Genomic DNA, 14,772 nt, shown 5'->3' with positions numbered 1-14,772 from the left:
ATGGATCTGTTGTTACTCATGGCCAAACGTTCATGGCGCGCCCTGCTGGTGGCGACCTTGACGGGCCTGATCTGCGGCCTTGCGGCGGCTGGCCTGATCGCCAACATCAACCACAGCCTGACGGTGTTCGACCAACTGCGGCCGATGGATGGCGTGTACTTCGGCGCCCTGGTAGCGCTGGTGGCGGTGTCGCGGGTGATCTCCGACGTCAGCCTGCTGCGCCTGGGCCAAGCAGCGGTCAATGACATGCGCCTGCACCTGAGCGCCAAGCTGATCGACACGCCGTACGCGCAGTTGCAGCGCCTGGGCAAGCACCGCCTGCTGGCGATGCTGACCGACGATACGCAAACCATCAGCCAGGCGGTGGAGCTGGTGCCGATCCTGCTGGTCAACGCCGGGATCATCGCCGCCTGCCTGGCCTACCTGGGCTGGCTGAGCCTGCCGTTGCTCGGCCTGACGCTGTTGCTGATCGCCCTGGGCAGCCTCAGCTTCAACTGGCCGCAACGCCGGGCACTGACCTCGATCTCACGGGCCCGTGAGCTCAAGGACCAGTTGTTCGACCAGTACCGCCTGCTCACCGACGGCAGCAAGGAACTGCAACTCAACCACCCGCGCCGGCAACACTTCTTCACTCGGTTGCTGATTCCGGTGAGCCAGCAATATCGCCGGGATTTCGTGCGGGGCATGAGCATCTATGCGCTGGTGATGAACTGGGGCAATGCGGTGTTCTACCTGCTGATCGGCGTGGTGCTGTTCGCCGCGCCGCACTTTATCGAGCTGCAGGTCAGCCTGGTCACCGGCTACATCCTGGCGATCCTCTACATGATCACGCCGCTGTCGGAGCTGATGCACGCCCTGCCGACCCTGGGCCGGGCCAGTGTCGCGCTGAACAAGATTCGCGCCCTGGAAGGCGAGATGCAGGCCGCCGACGGGGCCATCGAGACGATCACCCCGACCCAGGTGCGCAGCCTGGTGTGCCGGCAGGTCAGCCATACCTACTACCGCGAGCGCGAGGACGGCCATTTCACGCTGGGCCCCATCGACCTTACGCTCAATGCCGGCGAAGTGGTGTTCATCACCGGTGGCAACGGCAGCGGCAAGACCACCCTGGCGTTGTTACTGACGGGCCTCTACCGGCCGGAAAACGGCGACATCGTACTCGACGAGCAAGTCTCCTCCAGCCACGACAACCACCATTACCGCCAGCACTTCTCGGCGATCTTCACCGACTTCTGCCTGTTCGAGAACCTGTTCGACGGCGACGATCCGCACCTGGTGAAGCAGGCGCAGGACTACCTGATCCAGCTGCAGCTTGATCACAAGGTGCAAATCGAGGAAGGCAAGCTGACGACCCTGGCCCTGTCCACCGGGCAACGCAAGCGCCTGGCGCTGCTCAGTGCCTACCTGGACGATCGCCCGTGCTACCTGTTCGACGAATGGGCGGCCGACCAGGACCCGGTGTTCAAGCATTTCTTCTACACCCGGATCCTGCCGGACCTGCGCGAGCGGGGCAAATTGCTGATCGTCATTTCCCACGACGACGCCTACTTCGGCCTGGCCGACCGGCTGATCCGCATCGAGCACGGCACGCTCAGCGAAGTGGCGCCCCAGGCTGCGGCGAAGGCCTCGGCGGTGTTGTCCTGAGGTCGTCGACAGACCCGTGGATAATCTGGCGAGCCCCGTTACCGGGGCTCACGCCTATCCATAGATGTAATGCAGATAGCTCACCTGCTCCGCCAGGGGCAGGCGATGCAGTTTCGGGCAGGACTCGCAGAGCACCGGTGGCTGGCCTTCGACGGGCTCGTGCAACTGATAGTGCAGGCAGCAATGCCGGCGCAAGGGCAAGGTTGGGCAGATCTGCGGCGCGGGTGACTCGACCATGCGTTGCAGGCCCCGCAACTTCAGGCGCCCGTCGTTGACCGTAGCTTGCTCCAGCCAACGGTGCGCCTCGGCGAACCCGTCCCGGGAGAGGTCGGGGTCCATTCTCGCGAAAGCGCCGTCCCAGATGGCAACCATGTTGCCCCAGAGTATTTTCGGTGCCAGGCCACCGGCAGCCGCCAGGGGGATGAACAACGGCGCCAGGTGCTCATGGACCAACCGCGACCAGTAGGCCGCGCGCTCTTGCGCGCCCAGGGCCGGCAGGCGGCTCGGCAGGCCCAGCGCCGACGGTTGGCCATCATCGTGCAGCAACTGTGCTTGCTCGCCCCAGAAGTCGATGGCGCAGTGACGGGTCAACACACAGGCCAGGGTGGCCGGCAGGACGATGCTCATGTAGTTCATCGACCATTGCGAGACCACGGCCGCGCGGTTCACGCCGGGGTAGCGCAGCGCGAAGCGGGCCAGCAAAGGCTGCAGCACCTCGGGGTTGGCCAGTTGGTTCAACGCGATGCAAGGCTGATCGCCAGGCCCCTGTCGGATCACGCGCTTTATCGGCGGCCAGGCCTGGTTCAGCCATTCTGGAAATTCGATAACGGGCTCCCGTGACTTTCCCTAATTAATGCAAACGATTAGCATTGGCTGATCCTATCCTCCCGCCCCTGTAAACTCAACGTCGTCAGCGACCAGGCTTACCAAAGACCTCATGCACACACTTCGCAATTTCTGGCGCCTCGCACGGCCTTTCTGGGCATCCGAGGAAAAGTACCCGGCCCTGTTGCTGCTGCTGGGTACCGTGCTGATGACCCTGTGCCTGGTGGGCGTCAACATCCTCAACAATTTCTGGAACCTGCATTTCTACAACGCCTTGCAGGCCCTGGACTACCACGGTTTTCTCGTTGGCAGCCTGCAATTCATCCTGCTGCAGGTCGGCACGGCCGCCTTTACCGTGGGCGCGTTCCACTTCCAGCAGAAGCTGACCATACGCTGGCGGCGCTGGGCCACGCGCAACATGCTCGACCAATGGCTGGGCAGCCAGCGCTACCAGAAGCTGAAGCTGACCGAGACCGAGGTCGATAACCCTGACCAGCGGATCGCCGAGGACATCGACCTGTTCATCGTCAAGTCGCTGAAGTTGAGCCTGGGCTTGCTGACGTCGGTGGTGTCGCTGTTTTCGTTCCTGAACATTCTCTGGCAGGCCTCCAGCCTGGTGAGCGTGCCGTTCAACGACCAGTCGGTGGTCATCCCCGGCCTGCTGGTGTGGATTGCCCTGGTGTACGCGCTGCTGGGCACAGGCCTGGCGTTCTGGCTGGGGCGCGCCCTGCCCAGCCTCAACTTCATGCAACAGCGGCGCGAGGCGGACTTTCGTTTCTCGCTGATTCGCCTGCGGGAAAACGCCGACTCGGTGGCCCAATACCGCGGTGAGGCGGTGGAGAACGAACGCTTCAACCGACGCCTGGAGGCGGCGCTGGAAAACTTCTGGGCGCTGGTCAAGAAGCAAAAGCTGATCATGGGCTACTCGACGTTCTACCTGCGCAGCGCCACGGTCATTCCCATGTTCATCATGGCGCCGCAATTCTTCGCCGGTGCCTTTCCCCTCGGACGCCTGACCCAGATCAGCGCAGCCTTCGGCGAAGTGCACGCGGCCATCGCCTATCTGGTCAGCGTGTTTCCGGAGCTGTCGGAATGGAAATCGGTGATCGATCGTTTGAACGGGTTCCAGGAGCGCCTGGACAACGTCGAGGTCAAGTCTGCGGTGCGCCTCGAACAGCAGGCCAGCGGCCTCGACATCAAGGACCTGGACGTCTGGCTGCCGAACGGCCGGCAATTGTTCAAGGGCTTCAATCTGTCTCTCAAGCCCGGTGACAGCCTCATGATCAGTGCGCCGTCGGGCTACGGCAAATCGACGCTGATCCGCACCATCACCGGGCTCTGGCCCCACGCCACGGGCAGCAGCCACTATGACCGTGAACGGGCACTGACGCTGTCGCAAAAACCCTACCTGCCGCTGGGCAGCCTGCGCGAAGCCCTGTGGTACCCCAACCCGCCAAGGCGTGAGGAAGACGCGGCGCTGCGCCAGGCCATGGAGCACATCGGCCTGCAGCACCTGGGCGATCAGTTGGACCAGGAACGGGACTGGGCCCAGACCCTCAGCATCGGCGAACAGCAACGCTGCGCCTTCGTCCGCGCCCTGCTGGCCCGGCCCACGGTGCTGTTCCTCGACGAAAGCAGCTCGGCCCTGGATGCGGCCAACGAACAGCGCTGCTACCAACTGCTCAAGCAGGCCCTGCCGGAATCGATCCTGATCAGCGTCGGGCACAACACCTCGCTGGAACAGATTCACTGGCAAGTCCTCGAACTCAAGGACGAGGCCCAGTGGGTCCAGCGCAAAGCCCGGCAAGCAGCCATCCCTCTGGGCTGACCCCGCTACCGCCTTCGCGGGCAAGCCCGCTCCCACAGGGTTGTTTGGCGGACTGGAGAGGTGTTTTCGCCATAGATCTCTTTGTGGGAGCGGGCTTGCTCGCGAAGAGGCCGGCAAGCCCTCTCCAACCCACCACAAGGTCCCCCAGCCCAGAACAACCGCCAGTCCTGCGCCCACGAGATCTCTCTGAACTTCCATCCGACCTTGCGTCTCTGCCCTTTACCATCACCCGATTAAAAAGGCAGGACGTCATGAGAGCACTTACTTATCACGGCGCGCACAGCGTCAAGGTCGACACGGTCCCGGACCCGGTTCTGGTGGACAGCGACGACATCATCCTGCGTGTAACGGCAACAGCCATCTGTGGCTCGGACCTGCACCTGTATCGCGGCAAGATCCCCACGGTCGAGCATGGCGATATCTTCGGCCACGAGTTCATGGGGATCGTCGAAGAAACGGGTTCTGCGGTGACCGCCGTACAACCCGGCGACCGCGTGGTGATCCCATTCGTGATCGCCTGCGGCAGCTGCTTTTTCTGCCAGATGGATTTGTTTGCCGCCTGTGAAACCACCAACACCGGCCGCGGCGCGATCCTGAACAAGAAGTCCATTCCACCGGGAGCGGCACTGTTCGGCTTCAGCCACCTGTACGGCGGCGTCCCCGGTGGCCAGGCCGAGTATGTGCGAGTGCCAAAGGCCAACACCGGCCCGTTCAAGGTGCCGGGCACCCTCGCGGACGAGAAAGTGCTGTTCCTCTCGGACATCTTGCCCACCGCGTTTCAAGCCGTCACCAACACGGGCATCGGCAACGGTTCGAGCATCGCGATCTACGGTGCCGGGCCGGTCGGTCTGTTGAGTGCGGCGTGCGCGAGAATGTTGGGGGCCGAGCGGATTTTCATGGTCGATCATCACCCCTATCGACTGGCCTACGCACAACGCACCTACGGTGTGATTCCGATCAACTTCGATGAAGACGATGACCCCGCCGACACGATCATTCGCCAGACCCAAGGCATGCGCGGGGTCGACGGTGTAGTGGACGCGGTCGGCTTCGAAGCCAAGGGCAGCACCACCGAAACCGTGCTCGCCACATTGAAGCTCGAAGGCAGCAGTGGCAAGGCCTTGCGCCAGTGCATTGCCGCCGTACGCCGTGGTGGGGTCGTGAGTGTGCCAGGGGTGTATTCCGGGTTCATCCACGGTTTTCTGTTTGGCGACGCGTTCGACAAAGGGCTGACCTTCAAAATGGGCCAGACCCACGTGCAGCGTTACCTTCCCGAATTGCTCGAACACATCGAGACCGGCCGCCTGGCACCCGAGGTCATCATCAGCCATCGAATGGCCCTGGAGCAGGCGGCCGAGGGCTACAAGATCTTTGACAAAAAACAGGAAGATTGCCGCAAGGTCATCCTGACCCCCGGCGACTCAGCCATCGCAGTGCCAGAGGGCGACGGCCCGGCCCTGGCGCTGGGGACCTAAAGCCGCCTCCCACAGTGTTATGGGGTGGACTGGAAATGTGTGCCCACCACAGATCCCTTGTGGGAGCGAGCTTGCTCGCGAAGACGATGGTCCATCCAGCATCGGGGCAAACTGACCCACCGCCTTCGCGGGCAAGCCCGCTCCCACAGGGTTGTTTGGCGGACTGGAGAGGTGTGTCCACCACAGATCCACTTGTGGGAGCGAGCTTGCTCGCGAAGACGATGGTCCATCCAGCATCGGGGCAAACTGACCCACCGCATTCGCTGGCAAGCCCGCTCCCACAGGGTTGTTTGGCGGACTGGAGAGGTGTGTCCACCACAGATCCACTTGTGGGAGCGGGCTCGCTCGCGAAGACGATGGTCCATCCAGCATCGGGGCAAACTGACCCACCGCATTCGCGGGCAAGCCCGCTCCCACAGGGTTGTTTGGCGGACTGAAGAGGTGTGTCCACCACAGATCCACTTGTGGGAGCGAGCTTGCTCGCGAAGACGATGGTCCATCCAGCATCGGGGCAAACTGACCCACCGCATTCGCGGGCAAGCCCGCTCCCACAGGGTTGTTTGGCGGACTGGAGAGGTGTGTCCACCACAGATCCACTTGTGGGAGCGAGCTTGCTCGCGAAGACGATGGTCCATCCAGCATCGGGGCAAACTGACCCACCGCATTCGCGGGCAAGCCCGCTCCCACAGGGTTGTTTGGCGGACTGGAGAGGTGTGTCCACCACAGATCCCTTGTGGGAGCGAGCTTGCTCGCGAAGACGATGGTCCATCCAGCATCGGGGCAAACTGACCCACCGCATTCGCGGGCAAGCCCGCTCCCACAGGGTTGTTTGGCGGACTGGAGAGGTGTGTCCACCACAGTGAGGTGGTCAATTTTTTCCGGACACCTCAATCGGTGTTTTTCAGGCTGCTTGCCGCTCATACTGATTGGGCGGCAAGTAGCCCAAGGATGAATGGATTCGCCTTCCGTTATAGAACCGCACGATGTAGTCCGTGATGTCTTTGATCGCTTCGCCATGGTTGGCGTAATCCTTGCGCCAAACACGCTCCCTCTTCAGATTCAAGAAGAAGCGCTCCATGACCGCATTGTCCCAGCAGTTGCCCTTGCGACTCATGCTGCAACGCATTCCATGTCGCGTCAGCAAGTTCTGGTAATCCGTACCGGCATACTGGCTGCCTCGATCCGAATGAGCGATCAAGCCCGGTTCAGGTTGTCTCTGCGCGATGGCCAGTTGCATCGCACTGCATACCAACTCTGCTCGCATGTGGGGTGCCATGGCCCAGCCCACGATTTTGCGTGAGTACAGGTCCATGACGGCCGCCAGGTACAGCCAGCCGCTGCGGGTACGGATGTAGGTGATGTCAGCGACCCACGACTGGTTGATGCGCTCGGGATTGAACTGGCGATTGAGCAGGTTCTCAGCCACCGGAAAATTGTGATTGCTGTCAGTGGTATGAACGAACTTGCGCTTCCAAATCGGACGCAAATCCTGTTGTTTCATCAGGCGGCGGACCTTGTTCCGTCCAACGGAGACGCCAGTGTCACGCAGCGCTTTCACCAAACGACGGCTGCCATAACAGTGTTCATTGGACACGAAGGCAGCCTTGAGCTGAGCGGAAACCGAGCACACAGGTTTTGGCTTCAAACGCCGCTGACGAGCTTCGTAAAACCCCGAACGACTGATCCGCAACACCCGGCAGATACGCGCCACCGGGTAGGCCTTGCATTGGACTTGGTGAACCAACTGGTGGATCACTTCAACTCGCGGGCAAAGAAGGCCGTAGCTTTTTTTAATATGTCATTATCCGTCTTCAGTTCGCGGACTTGCTGTTCAAGCTGGCGAATACGCTGCTGGTCGCTGGTCAATGGTTTGCCAATCCCCGTACCGCCCGACTGCTCGGTTTGATACTGCTGAACCCAGCGGCGCACGGCGGTATCGCTCAGGCCTAAATCGGTACAAACCGAGTTCACGCTCAGACCTTGATCAACAACCATCTTGCAGACCTTCAGCTTGAACTCGGCGTCGAATTTTCTGTACTTCTTAGTCATGGAATATTCCTCAATGAGTGTAGTTTCACCCATTGAGGTGTCCGGGGCTATTAGACCAGCTCAATCTGTCATTCACCTGTGCGGGCTTTGGAGGCGTTCGCTCCATATTTTTCCAGCAACTTGAGTGTCACGCCGTTGGTCCAGCCGAAGCCGTCCTGCAACGCGTATTCACCGCCGCCACCGCCCTGCCCCTGGCCAGACACGTTGTATTTCTCCACGAGTTTGTCCTCCTTGCGGTAAAGGTTTTGGACCTGCTGGAGAAAGCGCTGGCCAATCTGTGCCGCGAGGTCGCCTTGCTGGTAGCGGTCCAGCCCTTCCACCGCCACCCACTGCAACGGCGCCCAGCCATTGGGTTCGTCCCATTGCTGGCCATTGCTGACCTGGGTCGTGGCAAGCCCGCCAGCACGCAGCAGGCCGCCGCGCACTGCCTCGGCCGTGCGCCTGGCGTGCTCGTTGGACGCCAGCCCGGTGTACAGCGGGAACAGCGCCGCAGCCGTCAGGTCCGGACGCTGTCGGTCGAGCTGCCAATCGTAATCGACGTAGTAACCGCCATCGGCCTTCCACAAGTGCCGTTCGATGGCCTGCTGACGCCGGTCGGCGCGCTGGCCGTAAGCCTGGACGCACGACACGTCGCGGAGGGTCTCGCAGCCCTTGGCGATGGTGCGCTCCAGGTGATACATGAGGCTGTTCAAGTCCACCGGCACGATGGCGGTGGTGCGTATCGTCTCCAGGCGCTTGCCGTCACCCAGCCAGCGCGAACTGAAATCCCAGCCGCTTTCGGCGCCGGCGCGCAAGTCGCGCCAGACCTCCTGGCGCGTCCGGTCCGGCGCCTGGGCGGCGGTCTTGATGTCTTGCAGCCAGGACTCTTGGCGGGGTGTCGCGCTGGCGTCCCAGTAACGATTGAGCACGCTGCCGTCGGCCAGCTTGACGACATGCCGGGTGGCTGCGCCGGGCTTGAGTGCCTGCGCGCCGTCCATCCAATAGGCGTACTCGCGTTGCAGTTGGGGAAGGTAACGAGCGTAGGCCTGGTCGCCTTCGATGCGAGCCTGCAGCTCCACCATGTAGGCGAAGAACGGCGGCTGCGACCGGCTCAGGTAGTACGTGCGATTGCCATTGGGGATATGACCGTAGGTGTCGATCATGTAGGCGAAGTTGTCGGTCATCTGCCGGACCTGATCCTTGTCGCCGCTGTGTTCGAGGCCCAGCATGGTGAAATACGAGTCCCAGTAGTACATCTCGCGAAAGCGTCCGCCCGGCACCACGTAGGGCTGCGGCAGCGGCAACAGGCTGCTGTACTGTGGCACCTCGCGGTAGGTGCGGCTCAATACCGGCCAGAGCGAATCGATGTGCGCCTCGATCGGCGCGCCAGGCTTGGGCGGTGGGCTTTGCGCTTCGCCGGATTCGATGAAGTTGTCTTGGACGAAGCCCTTCAGGTCGAAACCGTCGCGCTCATGAAGGGCAAGATAATCGGCGCGGATCTTCGCGGGATCGCGCTTGGGCAGCGCATCGACGAAGTGTTTCTGGTCGGTGAAGATCCCCTGGCGCTGCACCGCTTCAAACAGCTCCGGGTACGCGTGGTCAGGTGCAAGAGGGGTACGTTCCTTGGCGTCTTCATAGCTCCATGTGGCAGGCGGTTGACTCGAACAAGCGGCGCACAACAGTGCGGCGAAAGACAGGCTGGTGAAATCCATAGGTCGCATAGGCAGCTCCATCGTAGTGTCGTTCCTGACACAGGAGTGACCTGATGGACGGGCCCGGGTTCATTAAAAGACCCTGGCCCGGACCACGGCGCCAAGCCGCCTGTGCACGCAGCCACCGGCGCTCAGGCGGTTGCCCAGCCGTTCGGCCTCGGCCGCGCTAGGCCGTCTGTTCCTGCTCCAACCGCTTGAGCAGTGCCTCGGCGACGGCCTCGGAAGACGCCGGGTTCTGGCCGGTGATCAGGTGTCCGTCCTCGACCACATAGACCGCCCAGTCCGCCGCCTTGGAGTACTCGCCGCCCTTGGCCTTGAGCATGTCTTCCACCAGGAACGGCACCACCTGGGTCAGGCCCACCGCGTCTTCCTCGGAATTGGTGAAGCCAGTGACTTTCTTACCCTTGACCAGCGGCTGGCCATCGGGGGCGACGACGTTCTTGAACACGCCGGGGGCATGGCAAACGGCGGCGACGGGTTTGTTCGCGGCGTACATCGCCTCGATGAGGATCTTCGAGTCCCGGTCCTCGGCGAGGTCCCAGAGCGGGCCATGGCCGCCGGGATAGAACACCGCGTCGAAGTCATAGGGATCCACTTCGCCCAGCAGCACCGTGCTGGCCAAGGCAGCCTGGGCCTCGGTGTCCGTGCGGAACCGGCGGGTGGCGTCGGTCTGGGCGTCCTCTTCATTGCTCTTGGGGTCCAGCGGCGGCTGCCCGCCCTGGGGAGAAGCCAGCGTGACGTCCATCCCGGCGTCGACGAACACATAGTAGGGCGCGGCGAACTCCTCCAGCCAGAAGCCGGTTTTCTTGCCGGTATCGCCCAACTGATCGTGAGATGTAAGGACCATTAGAATGTTCATCTTAACCGCTCCTCCGAAGATCAAAGGCAAGGCGCGTGTCGCCTTGCTTAAGGTTCAGAGGTTGTGCCGGGCCAGACGTTCCATGGACATCAAGAGGACGCTGCACCTGAAGAATGCTTGGCAAGGTCAGCCGGCCCGTGGGGTATCCGAGGGTGATTCGCCGAACAACGCCCGGTAATGCGCGGCGAAGTGGCTCAGGTGAAAGAAGCCCATGGCGACGGCGATATCACCAACGTTCAGTGTGGTCGCACAAGTGCTGATCAGGCGTCGCCGCACGGCGTTGAGCCTCAGATTGCGCAGGTACTCGACCGGACGCATCCCGGTCACGGCCTGGAAACTGTTCTGCAGGGTCTTGCGGCTCACCCGCAGTTGCCCGCACAAATCGAGAATGCTCAACGGCGTGTCACCGCTGGCGGCGACCAGTTCCTGGCAGCGTTTGACCAGGTAGGCGCTGACGGTGCAATTGCCGCGGCGGCCACGCACTTCATCCGAGGCATTGCTGAACAGGTCGAGGAACGCATCGAGCAGCACGTCTTCGAGCATCTTCTCCGCAGCCGGATGGATGGCGTCCGTCTGCTCCAGGAGGTGTCGGAACAGCGGATGGATCCGCTGCTGCACCCTGAGCAGTACCGCTTCATCCACGCTGATCTGCGATTCGCTTTTCAGGCGCCTGAGCTGTTCGTTCGACAACTCGCAGGCCGCCAGCTTGGCGAAACGCACCGTGTCGACGTTGACCGCGAAAAAGTGCGTGCCTTCCGGGGCATGCAGGACGAAGTCCTCGCTGTCGCGCAGCAGCACCACGCTGCGGGCGTCCACCCGATGCCCCTGGACCACTGGTGCGCTGCCCAGCGACATGGCGATACATAAGCGGCCTTTTGGCGCGCTGCCGCGCTGCACCACGCGCTTGTCCAGCACTTCCTGGAAAATCTGAAAACGGTCGGCATACACCTGCCGCAATTCGCTGCTCAGGCTGCCACGACCGAGTTGATCATAGACTTGTTGCCAGCCCCGTATGGAGCCGGCGTGTTGCTGGGGATCATTGAAGGTACGGACTTCGGCAAGCATGATCATCGTTCCTCGGTGGCCCCGTTGTAATTCCCAGCCCTTCATGGGCTGCCCGGTCCTCCCTGACGGTGGCTGGCTTCACGCGGCGTCGGTACCCGCCTGGAAAACCAAAGCCAGTTCCGTGCCAAGCATCTGCAAGCGGTACTCGCCGGCCTGGATGGCCAGGGGTGCCAGTAATGCACCGGACAGCACCACCTGGCCCGCCTCCAGCGCCTGTCCGTCGGCCAGCAGTCGCCGCACCAGCCAGCACAGATTGCTCGTCGGCGCGTCTTCCCGTGCCTGGGTGTCACCGCTGCCACAGGAGACCCCGTCGCAGGTGAGGCGATAGGCCACACTGGCGTGCAAGACCGGATCGAATACCACCGGCGAACCGAGGCAGTAGCGCGCGGCCGCGGCATTGTCCGCCAGGAACGCGCCCACGCCGAACTGCCAGCCCAGCCAACGGCAGTCGGCGATCTCGAAGGCCGGTGCGACCATGGACACGGCAGCCAGGATGGCTTCGTCACTGTAGTCACCCGGCACCAGTGTCCGTCCCAGCACGAACGCCAGTTCAACTTCCAGCTTGGGCTGGATCAACTGCGCCAACGCCACCGTACTACTCGGCTTGACGGCCATCGCTTGGGTGAGCGCTCCCAGCACCGGCTCGTGGAGGCCGAACCGGCGCTGGGCCGCGCTGCCGGCAAACGCGACTTTCCAGCCGGACAGTTGCTCGCCGCGCACTTCGCGTTGGCGCAGGGCCTCTCGCTGCAAGGCATAACCGGCGGGCACATCCAGTGCCAGGGGCGGCAACGGTGGCAAGGCCTCGGCGCCCAACCCGGCGTGGTGGAGTCGAACCACCAGATCGTCGAGCGGGTTCATGAGTGCTGCTCCGCCAATTTGCGCAACACACCGTCGAGCCGTTCCGGCGTGGTGATCGCGGCAACGAAGCGGTCCGGGCGCACCACCACGATGCAGTCGCGCACCTTGGCAAACCATTCCCCCAGCCGGTTGTCGACGTCCTCGACACTGATGGCGCCGCTGGCCGTCAACGGTTGGCCGGCCGCCTTGCCACTGCGTGAACGGTTGACCTGGATGAAGCGCGTGTCCCAACGCGCCCAATAGGCGGCGCTCTGCTCGCTGAGCGCCTCGCGCGGGTTGACCCTATACCCCAGCACCGCGTAGGAATGCCCCAACACCTCGTCAAGACGACGCCGCTGCCCCTGAGCATCCTCGATGGCCGGCTGGATGAACAGTTGGCCGACCAGATCGTCCTCATGCAGTTCTGCCCGCTCATGATGGACCAGGCCCTTGGTGATGGTCGCCTTGGGCTTGAACTTGAACTCCAGCAGGTGCGAGCGCAGGTTGTCGACGCTGTTGACGGCCTGGAACAACCAGTCCCGTACCCCGGCCATCAACGGGTTGGTCAGGCCCAGCACCGCGCCCATGTTGTCGGCCAGGGCGATCAGGTCGGTGGCGTGCCCGCGCCGCTCCTGGTCGTAGCTGGCCAGGATCGACGCCGATGCCCGCCCCTGGATGATGGCCGCGATCTTCCAGGCGACGTTGGCCACGTCACGCAGGCCTGAGTTCAGGCCCTGGCCGGCCCAGGGTGGGGAAATATGCGCCGCATCCCCCACCAGCGCCACGCGCCCTTCGACAAAGCGGGCCGCAACCCGGGAGTTGTGGGTGTACGCCCGGATACGGATGATGTCCAGTTGATCGACCGCATCACCAATGTGCTCCCGGATCAACGCCCGGATGGTGCCCTCCTCGCACATCCTCGCCTCGTCCTCGCCTTCCAGCAACATGAACTCCCAACGCCGTTGCTGGTACGGCAAATAGATGCAGACGAAGGGTCGCTGCGGATCGGCATGCAAGGCCGTGTAAGGCGCATCGAGGGTGTCGTTACAGGTGTCGATTACCACCCATTTGCGCGGGTGGGTCAGGCCCAGCAACTCGATGCCGAGTTTCTTGCGCACGGCGGAACGACCACCGTCCGCCCCGATGACGTACTGCGCCTGCAATTGATACAACTCACCCTGGGCGTCGCGCACCTGCAACGTCACGCCGCGGTCATCCTGCTCCAGGTCGAGCATTTCATGGCCCTGGCGCAGGTCGACGCCGGCGCGCGTGCCGAGCTGTTCGCGCAGGGTCGCTTCGAGCAATTGCTGCATGAAGATATTGCGCATCGGCCAGCCGTAGCGGGCGGTGCTCGGCTTGACCTCGGCAAAGCACACGCCCCGCGCATTGTAGTAGCGCAGCGGCACGTCGCAGATCATGTCGCGGACGGCCAGCTCGGCGATGCCGATGCCTTGCAGCACCCGCAGCGCCTCATCGTCCATGCCCACCGCGCGGGGATACGGCAGGATGCCGTCCGCCAACTCGAGGACAACGCATTCGATCCCGTACAGCCCCATGTAATGCGCGGCGGTGATCCCGTTCGGGCCACCGCCGACGATGACAACCTGGGTCTTGTCCTGCTTCATCACGATTCACCGCATTGTTTTTGTTGTGGTTGCAAGCCCTGGCCGTCCAGATAGTCCTTGACGACACGGTTGAAGATCTCGCTCTGGTCATCATGGACGTAATGACTGGCATCGGCGACTTCCGTCGTCTGCACCCGAGCATTGGCTTGCCTGATTGCCTCAAGGGTCGCCAGCGGCAGGAAATCGGAGCGCGCGCCACGAATGAACAGCGTCGGGCAATCCAGGCTGCGTACCGCCGGCCACAGGTCGGTGGGCGTGATGGTCAGGCGTGCCTGGGCGATGCCTTGCTGGTCGTGACGCCACTCGATGCCCGCCAGCGTTTCCTTCATCGAATGCATCAGCCGGGAGGCCAGCCCCTCCTGGGACAGGCCGGGGCGCGACTGCTGCCAGAACTGGGCGGCACTCGGCCAATCGGGAAACACCAGCGGCGTCTCGCTCATCTCGCGGCGGATACGCGCGGCTCCGTCGCCACTGACAGAAGAGCCTGGGCCAATGTCCTCGATCACCAGCGCCTGTAGCCGTCCGGGATTGAGCCGCGCGTACTCCAGTGCGTTGGTGCCGCCGAGGGAATGCCCCACCAGGATGAACTGCCGCAGCCCCAGGTGCACCACCCAATCCTCGACGTCACTGACATAGGCCTCGGTCCGGTAGCTGCTGGCCGACGCCCAGTCGCTGAAGCCACGGCCGCGTTGGTCGAGGGCATGGCAGCAGTACCGGTCGCCCAGCGCATTGGCCAGCGACTCCCAGGTCCGGGCATAAGAGCGCAGGCCGTGGAGCAGCAGCACGGGGATGCCCGACTCGTTGCCCCAGGACACGTAGTGCAGGTGCATCGACGATCGATTGGTGAAGAAGTGGCTGTTCGCAGACATTCGTT

11 protein-coding genes are annotated in these 14,772 nt (G+C 62.9%); 3 read left to right on the top strand and 8 right to left on the bottom strand.

The annotated features are described in order from the left end of the window. On the top strand, positions 1-1,644 hold the full coding sequence (locus V5F23_RS11205) for a cyclic peptide export ABC transporter (RefSeq protein WP_042729812.1): 1,644 nt from the start codon (positions 1-3) through the stop codon (positions 1,642-1,644). 54 nt (positions 1,645-1,698) lie between these two features. On the opposite strand, the gene fhuF is transcribed toward V5F23_RS11205, so the two are convergent. Continuing rightward, positions 1,699-2,382: a siderophore-iron reductase FhuF gene (gene fhuF / locus V5F23_RS11200; protein ID WP_338498899.1), complete on the bottom strand. Its 684-nt coding sequence runs from the start codon at positions 2,380-2,382 to the stop codon at positions 1,699-1,701. Positions 2,383-2,581: 199 nt separating this feature from the next. On the opposite strand from fhuF, the gene V5F23_RS11195 reads away from it, so the two are divergent. Both V5F23_RS11195 and V5F23_RS11190 read left to right on the top strand, forming a co-directional pair. Next, positions 2,582-4,297, top strand: coding sequence for an ABC transporter ATP-binding protein/permease (locus V5F23_RS11195; RefSeq protein ID WP_042729813.1), 1,716 nt, complete (start codon positions 2,582-2,584; stop codon positions 4,295-4,297). A 251-nt stretch (positions 4,298-4,548) separates the two neighbouring features. Further along, positions 4,549-5,772 carry a zinc-dependent alcohol dehydrogenase gene (locus tag V5F23_RS11190; protein ID WP_047735546.1) on the top strand — a complete coding sequence of 408 codons (1,224 nt, stop codon included), beginning with the start codon at positions 4,549-4,551 and terminating at the stop codon, positions 5,770-5,772. A 901-nt stretch (positions 5,773-6,673) separates the two neighbouring features. Here V5F23_RS11190 and V5F23_RS11185 read toward each other — a convergent pair. From V5F23_RS11185 to V5F23_RS11155, 7 genes are all read right to left on the bottom strand, one after another. Then, positions 6,674-7,821 (bottom strand): IS3 family transposase gene (locus V5F23_RS11185; RefSeq protein WP_338498399.1). Its coding sequence is split into 2 segments (ribosomal slippage): positions 6,674-7,566 and positions 7,566-7,821, totalling 1,149 coding nucleotides; the frame shifts between segments, so codons are not numbered across the junction. Between the two features lie 68 nt (positions 7,822-7,889). Next, on the bottom strand, positions 7,890-9,521 hold the full coding sequence (treA, locus tag V5F23_RS11180; protein WP_338498397.1) for an alpha,alpha-trehalase TreA: 1,632 nt from the start codon (positions 9,519-9,521) through the stop codon (positions 7,890-7,892). A 157-nt stretch (positions 9,522-9,678) separates the two neighbouring features. Continuing rightward, on the bottom strand, positions 9,679-10,371 hold the full coding sequence (locus V5F23_RS11175; protein ID WP_047735549.1) for a type 1 glutamine amidotransferase domain-containing protein: 693 nt from the start codon (positions 10,369-10,371) through the stop codon (positions 9,679-9,681). A gap of 126 nt (positions 10,372-10,497) precedes the next feature. Continuing rightward, positions 10,498-11,436 carry a helix-turn-helix domain-containing protein gene (locus V5F23_RS11170; protein ID WP_042731329.1) on the bottom strand — a complete coding sequence of 313 codons (939 nt, stop codon included), beginning with the start codon at positions 11,434-11,436 and terminating at the stop codon, positions 10,498-10,500. A 78-nt stretch (positions 11,437-11,514) separates the two neighbouring features. Continuing rightward, positions 11,515-12,294: a fumarylacetoacetate hydrolase family protein gene (locus V5F23_RS11165; protein ID WP_212803666.1), complete on the bottom strand. Its 780-nt coding sequence runs from the start codon at positions 12,292-12,294 to the stop codon at positions 11,515-11,517. Next, positions 12,291-13,898, bottom strand: a complete 1,608-nt coding sequence (locus tag V5F23_RS11160; protein ID WP_042731321.1) for a bifunctional 3-(3-hydroxy-phenyl)propionate/3-hydroxycinnamic acid hydroxylase — start codon at positions 13,896-13,898, stop codon at positions 12,291-12,293. Before V5F23_RS11160 ends, V5F23_RS11165 begins: the two co-directional genes overlap by 4 nt. Then, the gene (locus V5F23_RS11155) at positions 13,898-14,767 is read right to left on the bottom strand and encodes an alpha/beta hydrolase (RefSeq protein ID WP_212803665.1); all 870 of its coding nucleotides are present in this window, start codon (positions 14,765-14,767) and stop codon (positions 13,898-13,900) included. Before V5F23_RS11155 ends, V5F23_RS11160 begins: the two co-directional genes overlap by 1 nt. Between the last annotated feature and the right edge of the window lie 5 nt (positions 14,768-14,772).

The sequence above is a fragment of the Pseudomonas sp. WP18 genome, assembly GCF_036689585.1.
Classification (GTDB): Bacteria; Pseudomonadota; Gammaproteobacteria; order Pseudomonadales; family Pseudomonadaceae; genus Aquipseudomonas; species Aquipseudomonas chlororaphis_E.
The sequence above is the reverse complement of the archived record's forward strand: the minus strand, read 5'-3'. Positions and strand labels throughout refer to the sequence as shown.